The organism is Labedella populi (assembly GCF_004078655.1).
Taxonomy (GTDB): domain Bacteria; phylum Actinomycetota; class Actinomycetes; order Actinomycetales; family Microbacteriaceae; genus Labedella; species Labedella populi.
Genome location: NZ_RZNC01000002.1, coordinates 68,045 through 87,495, shown reverse-complemented (window position 1 = coordinate 87,495; position 19,451 = coordinate 68,045). Strand labels below are relative to the sequence as shown.

Sequence of the window (19,451 nt, the reverse complement as noted above, 5' to 3'; positions counted from 1 at the left end):
ATCGGCGACGCCGTCAGTCTATCGACGCGGGATCGAGTGGACAGGGGGAGGACTCCCCCTGCCGTCAGGTCCAGCGCGAGGGTGGCGTGTCGAGGTGCACCGTGAGGTCGGCGAGGAGCGCCTCCACGTGCGGCTCGACGTGGCGCTCGATGCCCGCTCGGATGCGCGACCTGTGCTCCTCGAGAGCGATGCACACGAGCCGACCGGCGTGGGTCGCGCACTCGTCGGCGAGGCGCAGCTCGGTGCGGAGCGCTTGCTTCTCCTCCTCCGACAGGTCCCGTGGGCGCGCGGTCACCGCCCCCGCATCACTCTGCCCGGCGAGCTCGGCGAGCGTGAAGAGGTACGGCTCCCCCGGCTCGGGCTCGGGATCGAGCGGGAGCCCCTCGAACTCCGGGTCGAGTCCCCGCTCGGGGCGGTAGCCGGTCGACTTGCGACGCTCCGTCTCGAGCAGCTCCTGATGGAGCAGTGGGAGGTTCCGTTCGGTGTACTCGTCGACGACGGCGTCGATGATCGTCTTCATGCGGGTGGTGAGCGCGTGCTGGACGGCGTGCGGGACGTCGGAGTCGAGGCCGGCGGCGGTGACGATCGGCGACCCGAAGCAGCGGCGGCACAACCGGGTCCGGCCACGCGTCGTGGCCGGACGCCACCGCGGCAGCCAGCGCAGCCAGGCGTCGACCGCCTGGGCCACGGTCGTCTCGAGGGACCGCTCCATGCCTACACCGTAGTGCGCGAGAGGCACGGATGACCGGATTCATGGGGCCCGGTGGGAAGATCATCGGCGTGGGGGTTCCGTCAGGCCGGTCCGTCCCGCTCCCACGGCCATCGGGGTCCGGCCCCCGGCCGTGCGTCCGCGATCGCCGCGTACGCGACGGCGACGACGGCGGCGAGGACGCCCACGACGTACGGGAACACCGATGTGAGCGTCGACGAGGCAAAGAGCAGGCCCTCGAACCAGGAGCCTTCCTCCAGGAGCACGAGCACGGCCCCCGACGACACGTAGGTGAGGAGCGCGACCAGTCCCACGAGCAGCGGCCAGGAACGGCGCCTCTCGCCCGTGACGGCGGACCGCGCGTCCCGCACGAGGAGGACACCGGCGGCCAGGACCCCTGCCGTGATCATCGCCGGCCCGACGAGCGCTCCGGTGCCGGCGCGCGAGACGACGTCGACGTCCGCGAGGAGGCTCACGAAACCGAACGCGCACACCACGAGGGCGAGGTGGAGGACGACGGAGAAGACCGCGAGGACCGTCGCCCGGTCGCGCTCGGCGCGGTCCCGACGACGCGGACCGCCGTCCCCGGACGTCGGACAACCCGGCGAGCCGCTCACCGCTCGTCCCGCCGACGGGACGGCCGCCGGGACGGTGCGCGACGGGCGGGGGTCGATCCGCTTCGTCGCAAGCCCAACGATCGCAGGGAGACGAGCGCGAGCAGACGCCCTCGACGGTCGACGCGGGAATCGAGCGCCGCGCGCAGGTCGTCCACGAGGCTCCACGCCCGATCCGCGTCACCCTCCGTCGACCCGATCGTGGAGAAGGTCACCCGGTCGGCCAACACCGCGAGACGATGCGCTCCTCGCGCCCCGTGGAGGTCGGCGAGTTCATGGCGGGTCACGGACGGCGGTGGCTCGATGCCGTGGTCCACGATCGCATCACTGAACTCCCGCCAACCCGCCACGACGCGTTCGTCCGGGTCCGTCGTGCGGCGCCGGAGCGTGCGCCGTCGCGCTTTCGCCGCGATCACCGCGATGAACGGGGAGAGAATGATCGCCACCACGATGACCACCCACGAGAGGACCCGCGCGATCTGCAGGAGGACGGCGAGGACCGGGTCGAGGTCCGGTTGCTCCTCGGGCTCGCTCGAATCCGGGGCCGTCTGCTCGCTGCGGTCCGGTTCCTCCTCCGGCTGCGGCTGCACGTCCTGGTACGGCCGCGCGATGAGGGTTGGATCCTCAGGCTCCTTCTCGGGCACGGGGCGTTCCTCGGGAGTCGGATCGATGGCGACCCAGCCGCGGCCCGCGACGCTCACCTCGATCCACGCCGCGACGTCCGACCCCGTGAACGCGACCGGTCCGTCCCCTTCCGCGCCGTCGTTGGCGAATCCCATGACGACACGGGAGGGGAAGCCGAGCTGACGCGCCACGAGCGCCGCGAGCGACGCGTACTGTTCGCCGTCCCCCACCATGGGCGAGTCGCTCAGGAGGCGCGAGAGCCTGTCGAGGCCGTGCCCGGACGGGCTCGCCGGCTCGTCGTCTCCGACTCCGTGGCTGATGTACCCGACCGAGCGGATGCCCTCGAGCACGGCGCTGAGGTTCTCCCCCGGAGCGGCACCGGCCGTCGTGTAGGCGTCGAGCACGTCGAGCAGGCCCTCGGGCGAGTCGCCCGGCCGGTCGACGGGCCCATCGGGCACGAGCGAGTCGATCGCGTCCGGCGCGATGAGAACCGGTTCGACGGCCTCGACGGTGTAGCCGTCACCGCTCGACAGTCCGGCCGTGACGGCCGACGTCCCCGCCTCGGCGTTGTAGTAGAGCGAATCGGCGAGCCGCGCCCCCCGGTCGCCCGAGAAACGCACGGAACCGAGGTAGCCGCTCCCGGGCAGCCAGACGCCGTCGTACGCCCCGATCGTGACGGTCGTCGTGCTCGCCGTCCCGCCCACTGCCGGGTCGAGCCGGAACGGGAGCCGCTCGAACGATCCGGCGGCACTCGGGTCCGAGGCGCTGCCGACGTTCCATACGACGCCGTCGAAGTCGTCCATCGCCGCGAGGCGGATCCGGGCGGACGCGAGACCATCGGCGGTCAGCATGATCTCGTCTGCCGCCGCGTCCCGGTGGTAGCTGCGGAAGGTCGACAGCGGACTCGGATACTCACGGGCGTTGAACGGGCGCTCGACGGCGTCACGGGCGACCGCTCGGACTCCGTCGGGAGGGAGGACCGTCGTCAGGACGGCCGCCGCCGAGAGAGCCACGAGGACGACGGCGACGGCAGAGACGAGGGAGGAGACGATGGAGCGGCGGCGGTCGCCGCGGGAGAACGCCACGGAGCCGGAGACCTCCGTCGAGGCCCCGGCGGCGACCGCGTTCCGGCGCTCACGGAGGCCCGTGAGCCAGAGCAGCAGGACACCCCCGAGGAGCGCGCTCGTGAGCACCGGAGCCGGCACGTCCCGGGGGCCGAGAACGATCCCCGCGACGAGAAGTGCGAGGGGGACCGCCACAGCGGCCTCGGGGAGCCGGCTCCGCACGGCGATGGACGTCGTGATGATCGTCGTCGCGAGTACGAGCAGGAGCGCCGGCACGAGGAGCGCTTGATAGTCGCCGACGGGCGTGGCGATCGTGAGCAACCGCTTCCACGACAGCACCACGCCCTCGGCGAGCGCGGCGAGCCCCTCGAACGACGGGAGCACTCCCCCGACGGCGAGCGACGGAACCGCGAGCGGCACGCCGACGACCGCGACGGCGAGCGCCGACCACGCCGTCATCACCCAGGGGCCGGATCGGCGACGCGCACCGATGAGGGCGATGATCTGACCGATGAGGATCGCTCCCGCCACGACCCGGAGGAAGGCGGGCGAGGCGTAGAGGGGCCAGAGCGCTGCGCTCGCGACGGCGACGGCGATGCTCGAGACGGCGACCGCTGCCGCGACGTAGCGGGGGGTCCGCGTGCCGCGACGTGGCCGCAGCGCCGTCCGACGCGCACGGCGGGGGCCGACTCGTGTCTCGGCGCTCATGTGTTGGTCCGCAGGAGCGACGTCGAGAGGTCGTCGAGGAAGCCGATCGTGAGCACCGTGAGGTCCCCGATGCGGCGCATGCTCGGCACGATCTCCGGATCGCAGACGACGGCGACGACCGCCACTCCGGGCGGAAGGTTCGCCGCGGCGGCCATGAGGGTCGTCGCCGTGGCGGTCGACCCGCAGACGAGGAACGCGAGCGAGACACCCGCGACGCGCTCCGAGGCGAACCTCACGACGTCGGCGATCCGCAACGCCCCGGGGCGGGGATCCACGCGGCAGAGGTCGTCGAGCAGTCGCGTGGGCGAGAGCGATGCGAGGTGGTCCACCGCCGAGGCGGCCCGCGGGCGCGGCGCTGCGGGACCGCCCCCCGTCACGGCGCTCGCGACGACCGACACGTCTCGTCCATCGGCGATCGCGCGGGTGCCGAGCGATCCGACGACACTGACGGCCATCTCGAACTCGTCGTCCGTCGCGAACTCGTCCGGGTGCAGAGCGAGCACGACCATGAGGTGGCTGCGTCTGCTCTCCTCGAACTGCCGCACCATGTACTGACCGGTACGGGCGGTGCTCTTCCAGTGGATGGCCCGGCGCTCGTCGCCCGGGACGTACTCGCGCAACGAGTGGAACGACAGGTCGCTCGCCGTGAGCTCGCTGGTCGGAATCCCTTCGAGGTCGCGCACGAATCCGGTGCTGATGCTCGGGATCGAGATCGTCCGGGGATGAACGAACAGGTCGACCCGCTCGTCCCAGCGCCGCTCCCGCCGCACGATCCCGATCGGGTCCGCCCGGATGGTGCGGACGGGACCGATCGGCACGACGCCACGGCGCGTCCCCGTCATGACGAACGTGTCCTCGAACCGGGCGCCGACGGCGAGCCCCGGGATGGCGAAGTCGGCGACCGCCTCGCCGACCGGCACCTCGACCCGGACACGGCCGAGGCGGTGCCGCGTGGGGTTCACGACACTCAAGTGGATGGCTGCCTGGTCTCCGACGACGACACGGCCCACGGGGATCGACATCGTCGCCTCGTGCCGGGAGCGGCCGACGAGGAAGGCGGCGGCGACGAGCAGCACCACGACGCCGGTCCAGCCGAGCAGGACGAGTTCCCCCCACGCCGCGATGTACCCCACCGGAAGGGCGACGACGACCGCTGCGGCCATCACCCACCCGAGCGGTTCGACGACCGACACCACTCGCCGCCAGGCTGCGGAGAGGCCCGACGTCAACCGGCTGAACGCGCCGACGACCGACGCGATCGCCGCAGCGAGCACCCCGACCCTCTCGGCCCGCTCGCCCGGTCGCCGGATGAGGGTCATCGCGCGCTCTGGTCCTGAGGCGGCGGCGTGTCGATGAGGACGCGCGAGATCACGTTCGAGGGGGTGACGCCATCGAACTCCGCCTCGGGGTCGAGGACGAGGCGGTGGCCGAGCACGACCTCGGCGAGCGCCTTGACGTCGTCGGGGATCACGAACGAGCGACCCGCGGACGCCGCGAGTGCGCGTGTCCCCCGCACGAGCGCGAGCGCCGCTCGCACGCTCGCTCCGAGGCGGACCTCGGGCGCCGCCCGGGTCGCCTCGACGATCCGGGCGATGTAGTCGTTGATCGACGGGTCGACGTGGACCGTGGACACGAGGGAGACCATGTCGGCGACGGTCGAGGCGGGCACGACGGCGGACACCTCGGCGGCATCGCTCGAGTGCGGGTTCTCGAGGATGCGCATCGTGGACTGGTGATCGGGGTACCCGATCGACGTCTTGAGCAGGAAGCGGTCGAGCTGCGCCTCGGGCAGGCGGTACGTACCGGCCTGCTCGATGGGGTTCTGTGTCGCGATGACCATGAACGGCCGATCCACCGGGTGCCGCACGCCGTCGACGGTGATCTGACCCTCCTCCATCACCTCGAGCAGAGCGGACTGGGTCTTCGGGCTCGCGCGGTTGATCTCATCGGCGAGGACGACGTTGGCGAAGATCGGACCGCGGTGGAACTCGAACTCCTGCGTCTTCTGGTCGTAGATGCTGACGCCCGTGATGTCGCCGGGAAGGAGGTCGGGAGTGAACTGGACGCGACTCGCCGTGCCGTCGATGCTCTGGGCCATGGCGCGCGCGAGCGAGGTCTTGCCCGTCCCCGGAACGTCCTCGAGAAGGAGATGACCGCCGCTGAACAGCGCGACGAAGGCGAGGCGGATGACGTGGCTCTTCCCGAGCAGCACCTGGTCGACGTTCGCGATCATGCGGTCGCACACGCCCGCGAACCACGTGGCCTGCTCGGGGGTCATCGTCATGTCTCGGTCTCTTTCGTCTGCTGCTCGGTGGGAAGGATCTCCGGTGTCCGTTGGGTCAGGGCACACACCGTCGCGTCCGCACGGTCACGGGACCGGCTTCCACAGGTCCCGGTGCTCGGGCTGCCCGGGCAACGAGACCCTCACCCAGATGTTGCCACGGGTTTCGGCCGAGTTCTCGCACGACCCGGATCGCCCGAGTTGCTGCGCCCCGGTGGCGAAGTTGTCGCAACTGAATTCGAGGAAGGGCCCGGGCGCCCCACCGATGGGGCGGCCGTCGGAGAAGCTCATGGTGAGACCGTCCTGCTGCGGCGAGATGCGGGTGCTCACGACGGCTTCCGGCGTCCGCACGGGCGACGACCATTCACTGCAGAGCGTCCCGGCCCCGAACTGCTCGCAGACCTGGAACTGGACGTCGAGGGCGTAGCCGTACTGGCGGTCGATCGGCACGATGAACCGGGAGGAGTCGATGACGCCCTCCGTCGCGACGCCGTTGCCCGTCGCCCGGTAGGAGATCGTCGTCGAGAGCGCGCCTCCCCCGGAGGAGTACTCGATCGCGCCGACGCTGTACGAGTAGAGGCCGTCACTGAATTTCGCGAGGCGCCCGAACGCCGGCGGCTCGGGTACTCCGGGCCGCTGCAGCGGCGTCGCCGAGACCTCGGCGCTCCGGGTACAGCCCTGTCCGTTGTATGCGAAGACGACGGCTCGGTAGTCCGTGTTGGGAGTGAGGTCCGAGAACGTATGGCTCGTGGCGGTGCCGGCGTTGATGAATTCGCCATCGGGGTCCGAGATCGAGAGCTGCGGGTTGCCCTGGTCGAGGCCGTCGACGCGGCAGGACGGGAGGGATCCGTCTGAGGAGAGCGCAACGTAGAAGCGCTGCAGAGCCGCGCCGTTGCCGGAGAAGAGCCCGGCCCACGAGACCGTCACGCGGGTACCGGAGGAGCGGTCGGCATCGGCGCTCGGCGAACCGGAGACGAGCGGAGCGCCCGCCGGCGTGTTCGAGCCCGACGCGCGGTTCCACTGGGGAGAGGCGCCCGCGAAGTCGTTTCGCGACTGCACGGCGAAGGCGACCGGGGTCCCGTTGGGGATCGACGCCGACGTGATGTTCTCGACGTATCGCGTACCCGCCGGGTCGCTCCGGCTCACCGTGACGGTCTGCGTGATCGACCCCACGGTCACGTCGTACGCGACGATGGGGCTCGCGCCCGAGGAGTCCGATGGTTTCGTCCACGACACCCGGAGCCCGGAGTCGAGCGGTGACGACGAGAGGGTCGCGGGCGCCGGCGGGATCAGGTCGGACCACACCGCGGCGCCGAGCGCTGTCGGGTCGCTCGTCCCCACGTCGTTCGTGGCCGTGACCTCGACGCGGACGGCGTTCTCCCGCCCGTTTCCCGGCGTCCCGACCGTGCACACCGACGAGGAGCACGGTGTCGCGGAGAGCACGTCCCCCGTCGCGACGCTCGTGAGGGTCACCGTGAAGGATTTGATGGGCGCGTTGTTGAAGGCGCCGGGCGTCCAGCCGAGGGTGAGCGAACGATCCGACACCGAGCGCAGCGAGAGCGCCGTCACGGGTTCGGGGCGGTCTCGTACGGAGACCCTCACGGTGCCCCAGACGAGACGACTGGGATCCCGGGTCGCGTCGGCGACCTGATACTGGAGCGTCACGTCCGCGATCGCGGCGTCGGCCGCGACGTTGACGGTCAGGAGTGCGCCGCCTTGCGACGGCGAGATCGAGACGCCGGCCGGCAGCGCACCGCCGTCGAGTCCGCGGACCGCGACCACGCTCAAGGGCGTGTCGGGGAACGGGTTCGTCGCGCCGTCGTTCGCGAGGACGTCGATCGTCGTCGTCGACCCTCGCGAGACCGGGACGCTGTCCGGTGCCGGTGAGGCGAGAGGGAGCGTCGAGGGGACGACGCGCACGTCGATCCGACCCGAGGTGCCCTCGTTGTCCGCGTCCACGACCGCTATCGGGAGCGAGACGTTCGTGCCGACGGCGGTCGACGAGGCGACGGAGAGGTCGAGCGACGAGCCGTCGATCGCGATGACGATCCCGTCGGGGGCGGCAGCGGCGAGCGAGAACGAGAGCTCGCCGAGGTTCTCCGGGTAGGGGTAGGTCGTGAGCCGCCTCAGATCGAGGGTGTGGGACTCGCCCGGTTCGACATCGAGGGTCGCACCCGTGAAGACGGGCGGCTGGTTGTCGCGCGGGGTCACGGTGATCGGGAGCACGAGCGTCGCGATGCGGCCATCGGGGTCGTCGGCACCGTCGCCGTCGGTCACCTCGAAGAGGATGGACGCCGGACCGAAGTACTCGTCGGCGCTCGTGAACTCGAGGGTGTCGTCGTCGACGACGAGCTCGTCGCCGTTCGCGTGGGCGGCTCTCACGGCCGACCGTTCGGTGAGCCGGACGTCGCGATCACCGATCGCGACGACGTGCTCGGAGAGTTCGATGCGCACGGTCTCGCCGCTGCGCACGGTGACCGCGTCGGCCGCACTGCGCAATTGCGGGAGGGCGTCCTCGAGGCCCGGGACCCGGACGAACGCCCACCCCTCGACGCCGTCCTCCTCGGGATTCGAGACGCTGAACGGGACGACGCGGCTGGAATCGCCGATCTCGACGACGACGGATCCGCGGTCGTCCACCGTCGCGACATCGGCGAAGCGCGCCGGGACGTCGACGTCGAGCTCGGACACCGGGCCGTCGAGGTAGGTCACGTTCGCGCGGACGTCGACGGTGACGGAGTCGCGATCGAGCACGTCCTCCACTCGGACGATCGCATCGCGAGCGACCGGGACCGCGGGCGGAGCATCGGCGTCCGTCACGATCGTGATGAAGTTCGAGGACGAGCCGCCGCGGTCGTTGGCGATCGTGTAGACGAAGCCGAACTGGTCCTCGACGTCCGGGAGCTCCACCTCCACGGCGCCCCCGACGATCGTCGCCGCGACCCCGGTGTCGGAGGACGTGACGGACACGACGGCGAGGGAGCCGCCGTCCGGGTCCGAATCGTTCTCGAGGACAGGGACCGTCACTGTGCGATTCGGGCGGGTGACGACGAGATCCTCGACGGCGACGGGATTGCGGGCCGCGTCGGCTCGCGTGGCGACGCCGATCCGCACGAGGGCCGTCGACTGGGCGCCGAGCGTGTCGACGACCGTGTACTCGAAGGAGTCCGTGCCCGCCGCGTACGCGCCGGCCTCGTAGTCGAACCACGTGGACCCGCTCGCGACGACGTTCCCGAGCTCCGGCGAGCTCGACTGGCCGACGAGCTGGACCGAGTCACCGTCGGGGTCGATCCCGGACAGCGGCACCTCGACACGCACCGTCTCGCCGGTGAAGACGCGTGCGGTGACCGTCCGAGGCGACGGAGGTGTGTTGGAGGAGCGGTCGATCTCGCGCACACTCATCGTGACGTCGGCGTCGGCCCATTGGCCGTCGGGTCCCGCCACACGATAGGTGATCGTGAAGTCGCCGGGCGTGGGCGGAGCGAGATAACGCACGACGTCGCCCGAGACGAAGACGAGCCCGGCCTCCGCAGGAAGACCGCGCGGCAGGTCCGCCGAGAGCGTGAGCTGGCTGCCGTCCGGGTGCTCGTCGTTGTCGAGGACGGGGATGTCGACGACGTCGCCGACTCGGACGGAGACCGAATCGGCCGTCGCGATCGGTGGCTGTGGCCGCTCGGGCTCGGGGATCCCGATCACGGTGATCGAGCCCGTCGTCGCCGCGTAGCCGTTGCTGATCGTGTAGGGGAACGACACCGGGGCGTCGATCGGACCCGCGAGCACGACGCGGACGGAACGCTGCGCGAGCACCTCGACGCGCACGCTCGAGGCGAGCGCCGTCGTGTCGACGTCGGTGACGAGCAGGACACCGCCCGCCGGATCCCGGTCGGTCTCGAGCACATCGACGGTCGACGGGGTCCCGGCCCGCACGAAGACGGTGTGCGGGGCAGCGACGGGCGCCTCACCCACGGCTGGCGGGGTCGTCACCTGCACGCGGACGACGCCCGCCGTCGTGCTCGTGCCGTCGGTGAGTGAGAAGTCGACGTAGTACACCCCCGCGGTCTCCCCGGTGAAACGGAAGGAGCCGGCGTCGTAATCGGGGACCATGCGCGCGCCGTCCCTCTCGGACACCCCGGCGAGCCGGATGGCCTGCACCCCGCCCCTGGCGTGGGCGAGCGGCGAGATCGTGATCTCCTGGCCGACATGCGCGACCGCCGAGAAGGGCTCGACGATGACGGGGACGTCGTCGCGCTCCCGGACGGTGACCGAGAGACGTCCGGCCCCCTGAGCCGTTCCGTCCGAGACCACGAGGGAGACGTCCGACCGGCCCGTCGTCTCGCCGGACGAGGTGAACACGACCGTCCCGTCCGGCTTCGAGAGTGCCAGCTCGGGAGCCGACGCTGCCGACGACACGAGATAGAAGGGGTCGCCGTCCGGGTCGAACCACGTCGTGAGGGCGTTGGTCGTGACGCGAGCCCCCGCCGCGACGAGGGTCTTCGGCGCGCGCACCTGTACGGGGGCGGCGTTCTCCCCGGCGGCGCGGACGGTGAGCTCGACCGTGGCGCTCGCGGAGCCGCCGCGGCCGTCGCTCACGGTGTAGCCGAACGAGAACGTGCCAGACGCCTCGTCGGCGAGGGCCACCTGGAGGGATTGACCCTCGGCCACGACATCGAGCCGTCCGACGTCCTCCGGGAGGGACTCGACCTCGTCGATCACGAGGACGTCGCCGTTGGGGTCGTAATCGTTGAGGAGCACCGGCAGCGGTGAGGTCCGACCCGGCCGGGCACCGAACTCGTCGTCGACGGCGTTGGGAGGGCTCGGCGTCGTCTCGTACTCGGGCGGGGCGTCCTCGTCGTTCTGCTCGACGTCCTGACGGTCCGCGTCGTCGTCGAGGAGGGCGGCCCAGTCGTCGATGAGGGCGTCGCCGTCCTGGACCGCCCACGACCGGCCGGAGCGGCCGTCGTTGAGGAGTACGCGACCTCGGTTCTCGCGGAACCGTGGGGCGGCCCCGTCGCCGAGGCCCTCGAGCATCGAGACCCGGGGGTCGGCGCTCCCGCAGCGTTCGACCAGCGTGCCGCCGTCCCACGCCCCGTAGAGGCAGTCTCCGGCGACGAGGGGCGCAGCGGGCTCCCCCTCCGCGTCGGCGATCACCACTGGGGCGCCGTCGCCGTCCAGCGGGACCTCGAGGAGCCCCGTCGACGTTGCGATAGCGACGGCCGATCCCCGGTCGCTCGGCTCCTGTAGGACCGCTCCCGTGGCCCCGTCGAGCGTGCGGCGTGAGCCGTCGACGTCGATGACGCCGCTGTCCGCGTCGAGGAGCACCGTCGAGTCGCCGATGGTCGTGATGCCGACGTCCGCTCCCGCGAAGGCGTCGACCGCACGGGTCTCGGTGACCTCGTCCTCCGTTGCGGCGTCGAGCGACGACAGCTCGCCGAGCGACGGGGAGTAGACCACGAGTCGGCCGGACGGAGAGAGCGCGGACACCGCGCCGGCGCCGAGCGTGAGAACCGGTTCCGTCGCAGCGTCGAAGTCGCCGAGGCCGTCGAGCGGCACGAACCACACGTCGCCGTCTGCCACGATCACGACGCGGTCCCCCGCGAGCCCGACGGTCTCCGTCCCGGGCGGAAGGGGGACGTCCTCATCGTGCGTCGCCGTCGCCACGTCGACGCGGGCGATGGTCGATCGCGTGCGATCGACCGCTACGACGGTCTCGCCGCGCTGCAGGACGTCGAGGTCGTTCGCCTCCACCCGGAAGGCGCTGTTGAGTTCGAGGACCTCGAGATTCGCCCGACCGATCGCGCCGTCCTGCCCGTTGACGACCCAGACGGCCGCGTCGTCGAGCTCCGTGTTCTGCGTCCGGTAGCCCACCGAGGTGACCGCGAGCGTTCCGAGGACGGCGACGACCGCCGTCGCCGCCGCTCCCGAGAACACGCGGCGACGGTGACGCCCGAGCCACGCGCGCATCATCATCCGGTCCCGCCGGGCAGTTCGATGCACTTCTCGGCGCTCGGCTCACCGAGCCGACCGGATCGCCTGACCGTCACGGTGATGCACTCGGAAGACCCGGCGGTGCCGTCGATGCGGAACTCCGTCGTGCGCTGGATGCTCTCGGAGCCGTCGGAGCTCGTGATGACGAAGTTGTCGCCCTCGACCAGCCCGTCGTTCGTCCAGGTGAAGACGGCTGTCTCACCCTCGACCGTCGCGGCGATGTCGCCGACGACGGGGATGGAGTCGTCGCCGCGGCCGCTCGTGAGCAGCACGGTGGTCACGGCGACCGCGAGCACGACGACGGCGGCGACCGCCGCGGCGATGATCCGGCCGGTGCGACTCGGGGGGGCGCTGCGGCCTCCCGTCGTGGACCTCCCGGGCGTCGCGATCGACTCTCGCACCACCGTGCGCGCATCCGCCGGGGACCTGTCGTCGGGACTCGCCTTGACCTTGCGGGGTCGACGGCCCGGGTCGATCTGGCGGATGGCTCCTGCACGGGTGCGGTCCGCCGGGTCGGACACGGGCGCTTGCACCCATTCGTCGACCGCGATGTCGGGTTGCGTCTGCGGGAGACCGAGCTCGGCCTCGACCATCTGGAGTTCGCGAGCGAACTCGAGAGCACTCGACTGCCGCGCCTCGGGTCGTCGTGACATGGCACGTCGGAGCACGAGCTCCAGCCGTTCGGACACGTCGGCCCGCTCGATCGCGGGAAGCCTTCCTCGAGCGATCCGCGTCATGAGGTCCGCCGGGGTGTTGGCACCGCCCGGGATCTCGAACGGGCTGCGCCCCGCGAGAAGGGAGTACACGGTGGCCCCGAGCGACCAGACCTCGCTCGCGATGTCACCGTTGGAGGCGGCCGAGAGGACCTCGGGCGCCGACCAGGGCACCGAGAGCCCGACCGACTGGTCGGGCGCGGCGGAACCGATCACCGCGGCGATGCCGAAGTCGCTGAGCACGGGGTTGCCGTAGACGGTCAGGAGGATGTTCGACGGCTTGATGTCACGGTGCAGGACGCCCATGCGGTGCGCGGATTCGACGGCGCCCGCGATCTTCACGCCGATGCGGAGCACGTCGGCGACGCTCAGGCGCTCGGCGCGATACCGCTCGCCGACGGAGGACGGACACATCTCCATCACGAGGTAGGGACGGCCGTCGGCCGCGACACCCGACTGGTGCACGGTGAGGATCGCGGGATGCATGCTGAGTTGCGCCATGAGGTCGGCTTCCGCGCGGAAGACGTCACGAGACGCCTGGTCGACGTACCCGCTCAGCATGACCTTGACGGCGACCTGACGCTTCGGGCTGTCCTGCTCGTAGAGGAAGACGTCGGCGAAACCGCCGGAGCCGAGGATGCTCGAATAGGTGAAGCCGGGAAGAGCCGGAGCCGCGGACGGCAGGCGTGTATTCACGCGGGCGTCACCTCCGATCAACGGGTCTCCCGGGCCGACGACGACGCCGGTGAGCGTCAGCACGAGTGACCTCATCCTAGGCCGATGAGGGCGGGATTCCCTGGGGGTTCGACACGCCGGTCGGCGGCATGATCTCGAGCACGACGCCGTCACCGATGTCGATCAGTGTGCCCGGGATCACCGCGACGCCCTGACCGGCCCGCAGACGCTGCCAGGCACGGCCCGGGAGGATGACCGAGGTCCCGTTCGTCGAGCGCAGATCCGTCACGACGACCGAGTCCCCCTGCTGCCGGAGCTCGAGGTGCGTCGACGAGACGAGCTTCGTCGGCGAGGCGACCGAGAAGAGGCGAACGGGCTCGTCGAGCGGGATGCGGGGCTGCTTAGGGTTGCGACCGACGTAGTGCACGACGTCGAGCGGATACGGCTGGCCGTCGCGGATGCGGAAGGCGAAGGTGGACGGGCGCCGCGGAGTCTGCTGCTCCGGAACCGACCGGACTCGCGTGGCCTCGTCGGGAGCCGGCGGTAACGACGACCGCACGACGGTTCGACCGTCGTGCAGCACGGAGTCGGGGATGTCATCGGGGTCCACGGGGATCGACCCCGTCGCAACCGTCGTCTCGGCGCGGCTCGGTGCCGCACGGGAGGACGAGGACGGAGACGATGGCGTGGACGACGACGCCGCCGACGGCACCGCGCCCGCTCCCTCCGCGGCGGCCGCGGGCGCCGCATGTGCCGCCGTCCGACGGGCACTCGCGAGATCGTCGCGGCGCACGGTCCTGTCGATCTCGCCCGTGAGGTCAGCGGGGCGGACGAGGCTGTCATCCTCCGGGGTCGGCCGCTGCGGGATGAGACGTCCGGCTCCCCACGCCACACGATCCGCGACGATGATGCCGCCGGCCACCGGGAACTCCACGGACGCGCCGATGCCGCCTCCGGTCCGTGTGACCGTACTGACGGCGACGACGCCTTCGAGCTCGGATCGCGCCCATGAACGGCCCTCGGGCGGCGTGATGCGCGCCGACCCGCCGATCACGTCGACGTCGAGCATCCCCTCGCCGTGGACGAGGGCCGACACGGCCGCGGTGGCGTCTTCGGTCGGACGGACCGAGAGGGCGACGAACGACAGGACACGGCCATCCGCGAGCCGCTCGGGGATCGTCGCGATGACGTCGTCGAAACGTGCCCCCGGCCGCGAGACCGCGGCCCACACGCCGTCGACGACGGGCTGATCGACGGGGGTGAGCATGCCGACGACGGTCTCGGCGCCGACGAGGTACAACCACGACGGGGCGGGAGTCTCGAGACTGTAGCGGAAACCCGGCGACGACACTGGAACCCTTTCGATCGCGAGCCTGTCCCTCCAGCCTAAGCGGGCGGCAGGGCCGGCGGCAGACCACGACCGGGGGCCACGGGCCGCCTCATGTCGTTTGCCTCAGCGGCCCACGCGCTGGACGACGACGCGGACGGCGCCGAGCAGCAGACTGTGTCCGCTCGGGACCGGGGTCGGCGTCTCGGGCGCGCATGCCGTCTCGAACCCGTCGTCGTCGATGACGGCCGTCCCGTTCGTCGAATACAGGTCGGTGACCCAGACGTGGCCGCGGTCCCACGTCACGAGGGCGTGGGTCTTCGAGACGCTGCGCGCCACGTCGTGCACCCTCACGAGCTCGGCCGACGGTCTCGCCGCTCGGGCCACGGGGTCACGCCCGAGCAGGAGGCCGCGACCGATCACGGCGCTCGACCCGTCCGGGAAGTGCAGCACCGGGCTCTCGATCGTCGTCGGAGCCGTCACGGGGACGTCTGCCGGGGAATGCTGTGCGGCCGGGACGGCATCCGCAGCGGCGCGGACCGTGTCGACGGGCGCGTCCGGAGCGGGAGGAGACGGGAACCCGACAGGAGCAGGCGGAGCGACAGGAGCAGGCGGAGCGACAGGAGGCGACACAGACGCCGACGCGCTCCCTCCCATTCCCGGCGGCAGTCCGATGTACCCGCGAGGGGGAGCCGCGTCGGTCGCCGGCAGAGCGGGCTCGAGCGTCGGTGCCGTCGACGGAGACGACGTCGCCGTCGAGTCAGGCATCGGTGTCGATTCAGGCACCGGTGTCGATTCAGGCACCGGTGTCGATTCAGGCACCGGTGTCGTCGAGTGCGGCAGCGGCGGTCGCGGTGGCACGGGGAGTCCGTTCCACCACTGCGAGGCCGACCGGTCGACGCCCGGCTTCTCCGGGGGGCTCGGTTGTTCGCGAGCGCCCGGCTCAGGAGCTTCTGACTGCGACACGGCGCGTCGCTCCCCTCCGTGATGATCCGTCGGTGACCGGTCGGCGCTCACGGGCTCGTCGCGAGCGGCTGACGCGGAGGCGACTGCGCAGTCGCCTCCACCAGCCTACGCCGCGGCCGGCCGCCCTGACCTCGCGGCGTGCCGCCTGCCACAGTCCCTCGACCTCGTCGTTCTCCGTCTCCCCTCCTGCGAAGACCGCAGCGTCCGCACGCGTCGCGAGGTCGTGGAGCGACCGGGCGACCGCAGGGTCGGTCGCGGTTCCGGCGTCCGAGGCCCGCCGGGACCGTTGAGCGGCGAAGCTCGACGCCGTCGCGATACGCGTCTGGTTGACGGGGAGGGCGAAACCGAGTTCGCGGTGGCCGTCGATGAGCTCGTCCCACGCGCCCACGGCGCGTCGGTGCCCCTCCGGTACACGACGCCGTCGTCGTCGCCTCGCCGCCTTGATGAGCGCCACGACGAGCATCCAGAGTCCCAGGAGGAGGAACGGCGCCGAGATCCCGATGGCGGCGTAGACGACCCAGGCGGGGAGGACGAACTGCTCGTCCTTCTCCTCGTCCTCGCCGTCCTCGGTGTCGACGGAGGTCAGCAGGTCCTCCTGCTTCTTCTCGACGCGCGGAGGCTGGCGGACCTGCGGTTGGGGCTCGGTCTGCGGTTTCGGGTTCTGGTCCTGCGGGATCTCCGTCTCATCCGGTGTCGGGTAGAACGGGATCCATCCGACGCCCGCGAACGGCACCTCGACCCACGCTGTGACGTCGCCGCCGAAGACGTCCGTCGGCTGGCCCTCGACGACGTTCTCGGGGGCGAAACCCATGACGACTCGGGCGGGGAAGCCGAGTTGACGCACCATGAGCGCCATCGCCGCGGCGAACTGCTCCTCGTCGCCGATCATCTGGTTGCGGGTGAAGAGCTCCTCGATCCGGTCGGCTCCGTGGCCGGCGCGCGAGGGCACACTGTCCGAGGCGAGACCGTGACTCAGGAAGCCGTTGGTGTGGAGGGCCGTCTCGATCGCGCGGACCTGCTCGATCGGGGTGCGCGCGTCCGCGACGTACTCCGCCATCTTGGCGGTCACGACGTCGGGACTGTCCACGATCGGCGGCATCGAGAGTTGGGCGGGCTGCACGGATTGGAGCGCCTCGTCGGACGGCACCGCTTGCGTCGCGCTCGAGAGGGTGTAGGCGTCGCCCTCGGACAAGCGCGACATGAGGACCGTCGTCGACGTCGCGGCGTTGAAGCGCACGCTCTCGGACCGCTCCGTGTCCGCTCCCTCGATCGCGAGGTGCACTGGGGCGCCCACTCCGGGTAGCCACACGCCCGAATAGCCCTGCACCGTGACGTCGAGGGAGCGGGTATCGGCGCGCGTGAACAGGTCCGGTTCCGGGAACTCCCCGCCGACGAGCCGGAACGACCCCGATCCGTTCGTCGCGACGTCGGCGCCTGCGACGTCCCACAACCGACCCGTGTATGCGTCCATCGTGGCGAGACGCATCTGGTCGCCCGGGACCAGTCCGTCGACCGTGAAGAGGATCGTCTCGTCAAGGTCGGCCGTGTAGTTGCGGAAGCCCGCGAGCGGGCTCGGATAGTCGACCGGGTCGACGGGCGGCTGGACGACGTCCCGGAGCACGAAGCGCGACGACGCGAGCGGCGCCTCCGTCGCCACACCGCCGATGGTACCCGCGGCGACGGCCCCCGCCACGACGACCGCGGTGCCGATGAGCTTCCGCCGGGCGAGGGTGCTGCGGTCCTGCATGCTCGCGTTGCGGCCGAAGGGGTTGCGCCAACCGAGCCAGACGAGGGCCACGACCGCGAACGCCGTCCCGCGCAGCGCGGCGAGGAAGGGGGCGTGGGTGCCGAACACGACCGTCACGACGTAGAGCACGACCGGCGCGATGAGGAGGACGGCGACGCGGCCGAGGGAGCGACTGCCGCGCGGAAGCCAGCGCAACGCGAGGACCGCGGTGACGAGGCCGGTGAGCCACCCGCTCACATACGGCAGCGCCAGGAGGTAATCGGGCGCGGCGGCGGGGGCTGAGAGCGTCAGGACGTCGGCCCACCCGAGGACGGCGCCGAGCGCGAGCCCGCGCAGAGAACCGAGCGAGGGCAGCACACCGAGTATCGCCTGGCCGGGGATCGCGGCAGGCGTCCCGAGCAGGAAGTAGAGCACGAGCGCGAGCAGCGCCGTGAGGATCGCGGAGAGACCGAGCAGTCGAGAGAGCCAGCCGGCGGCGATCCCCACGACGAGACCGACGACGGCGGCGACGAGGAACCAGCCGCCGACGAGGACCGGGGCGAAGCCGAGCAGTCCGATGACGAGGAGGAGCGAGACGACCGCGAGGTCGACGAGCGAGCGACGATCGGCGCTCGCGGCGAGGCCCGATGTCGGGACGCGCCAACCCCGTGTCGGTCGCGACACCGTGCGGCGGGCGCGCCGTCGCGTCGCCGTGGCCGTGTCGGCGAGACCCGCGCGCAACCCGGTCGCCGTGACGCCGCTCGCTTCCGGGGTGCCGTTCGTGCCCGGACCGCTCACGAGGCCCTCGCGAGAACGCGTGGCAGGTCGCGGAGGGCCCCGACCGTGAAGATCTGGAGCCCGCCGGCGATCTGCACCTTCGGATTCTCCCCGAGAGCGATGCGGAGCGCGATGACGCGCGTCTCGGACGGGAAGAACTTCTCGATCGCTCGGAAGTCGGCGGCCGTCATGAGTCCACCCGCGACGATGACCGCGACGCTCGGTGCCGGCAGCATCGCCGTCGCGTCCCGCGCGAAGTCGCGCGGGCTCGACGACGCGCCGCGGACGACGTCGATCCGGCAGGTATCGTCGAGGAGGGCGCCACCCGTATGGGTGCGCAAGCGCCGGTCCTCCGTGACGACATCGATCGCTGTCGCTTCCCGGATGACTTGCGTCGCGACCGACGCGGTCACCGAGACCGCGAGCTCGAACTCGTCGAACGCCGTGTAGTAGCGCTCGTCGGAGGTGTGGAGGATGGTCAACTGGGAACGGCGCGTCTCCTCGAACTGCCGCACCATCAGTTGACCGGTCCGGGCGGAACTGCGCCAGTGGACGTTGCGGACGTCGTCGCCGACGACGTACTCGCGGAGCGCATGGAACGCCATGTCGCTGTTGGTGATCTTCTGCGTCGTCTGCCCCTCGAGGTCGCGCACGAGACCGGCGGCGCTCGGCTGCAGTCGGGTGGTCACGGGATGCACGAAGAGCTCGATGGGGTCCGTCCACGACACGGTGCGGCGGAAGAGGCCGAGCTGGTCGCCGCGCACCGTCACGGCCGGTCCGGCGTCGATGACCGCGCGGCGATGAGTGGGGACGGCGAAGAGCTCGTCGGTCGACGACTCGGGGGCGAGACCGGGGATCGCGAACACCGCGAGTCCCTCACCGACCGGGAGCTCGAGGCGCGTGGCGGAGGTCCGGCGCGAACCGACGTTCGTGATCTCGACACGACCGATCGCGCGCTCCCCCACGACCACCCGCGTCGGGCTGAGGGTCACGTCGACCCGGAAACTCGTGCGCCCGAGCACGGTCACGATCGCGACGACGACGGCACCGACGGCCGCGAAGGCGACGACGAGCAGTTCCGACCACGACCACACGAGTCCCGCGGCGAGGAGGAGGACGGCGGCCACGACGACGAGCCAACCCGTCGTCGTCACGACGCCGACGATCGGGCCGAGCGCCCGAACGACCGGTCGGATCGCGGCCGCGAGCGCACGCCGGATCGCCGCGACCCCCGTGGGTCTCGTCTCCGGGCCGAACGTCCCGGTCGTCGTGGCCGTCATCC

General features: G+C 71.4%; 11 protein-coding genes. All 11 read right to left on the bottom strand.

The window, feature by feature from the left end:
• Window positions 1–64: 64 nt before the first annotated feature.
• The gene (locus tag ELQ92_RS06020) at window positions 65–712 is read right to left on the bottom strand and encodes a spermidine/putrescine ABC transporter substrate-binding protein (protein WP_128498122.1); all 648 of its coding nucleotides are present in this window, start codon (window positions 710–712) and stop codon (window positions 65–67) included.
• Window positions 713–792: 80 nt separating this feature from the next.
• Window positions 793–1,326 (bottom strand): DUF6121 family protein, encoded by a 534-nt coding sequence (locus ELQ92_RS06015; protein ID WP_128498121.1) that lies wholly within the window; start codon window positions 1,324–1,326, stop codon window positions 793–795.
• Window positions 1,323–3,719: a transglutaminase-like domain-containing protein gene (locus tag ELQ92_RS06010; RefSeq protein ID WP_128498120.1), complete on the bottom strand. Its 2,397-nt coding sequence runs from the start codon at window positions 3,717–3,719 to the stop codon at window positions 1,323–1,325. Before ELQ92_RS06010 ends, ELQ92_RS06015 begins: the two co-directional genes overlap by 4 nt.
• Entirely contained in the window at window positions 3,716–5,038 is a 1,323-nt protein-coding gene (locus ELQ92_RS06005) for a DUF58 domain-containing protein (protein ID WP_128498119.1), read from the bottom strand. Before ELQ92_RS06005 ends, ELQ92_RS06010 begins: the two co-directional genes overlap by 4 nt.
• Window positions 5,035–6,003: an AAA family ATPase gene (locus ELQ92_RS06000; protein ID WP_128498118.1), complete on the bottom strand. Its 969-nt coding sequence runs from the start codon at window positions 6,001–6,003 to the stop codon at window positions 5,035–5,037. Before ELQ92_RS06000 ends, ELQ92_RS06005 begins: the two co-directional genes overlap by 4 nt.
• 84 nt (window positions 6,004–6,087) lie before the next feature.
• Window positions 6,088–11,961 (bottom strand): Ig-like domain-containing protein, encoded by a 5,874-nt coding sequence (locus ELQ92_RS05995; RefSeq protein WP_166426726.1) that lies wholly within the window; start codon window positions 11,959–11,961, stop codon window positions 6,088–6,090.
• A gap of 2 nt (window positions 11,962–11,963) precedes the next feature.
• Complete coding sequence (locus ELQ92_RS05990) at window positions 11,964–13,457, bottom strand: serine/threonine-protein kinase (RefSeq protein WP_243694902.1); 1,494 nt, start codon at window positions 13,455–13,457, stop codon at window positions 11,964–11,966.
• A gap of 13 nt (window positions 13,458–13,470) precedes the next feature.
• Window positions 13,471–14,724: an FHA domain-containing protein gene (locus tag ELQ92_RS05985; RefSeq protein ID WP_128498115.1), complete on the bottom strand. Its 1,254-nt coding sequence runs from the start codon at window positions 14,722–14,724 to the stop codon at window positions 13,471–13,473.
• A gap of 102 nt (window positions 14,725–14,826) precedes the next feature.
• Window positions 14,827–15,468 (bottom strand): FHA domain-containing protein, encoded by a 642-nt coding sequence (locus tag ELQ92_RS05980; protein WP_128498114.1) that lies wholly within the window; start codon window positions 15,466–15,468, stop codon window positions 14,827–14,829.
• Between the two features lie 175 nt (window positions 15,469–15,643).
• On the bottom strand, window positions 15,644–18,190 hold the full coding sequence (locus ELQ92_RS05975; protein ID WP_128498113.1) for a transglutaminase-like domain-containing protein: 2,547 nt from the start codon (window positions 18,188–18,190) through the stop codon (window positions 15,644–15,646).
• On the bottom strand, window positions 18,187–19,449 hold the full coding sequence (locus ELQ92_RS05970) for a DUF58 domain-containing protein (protein ID WP_128498112.1): 1,263 nt from the start codon (window positions 19,447–19,449) through the stop codon (window positions 18,187–18,189). The genes ELQ92_RS05975 and ELQ92_RS05970 overlap by 4 nt, the downstream gene beginning before the upstream one ends.
• Between the last annotated feature and the right edge of the window lie 2 nt (window positions 19,450–19,451).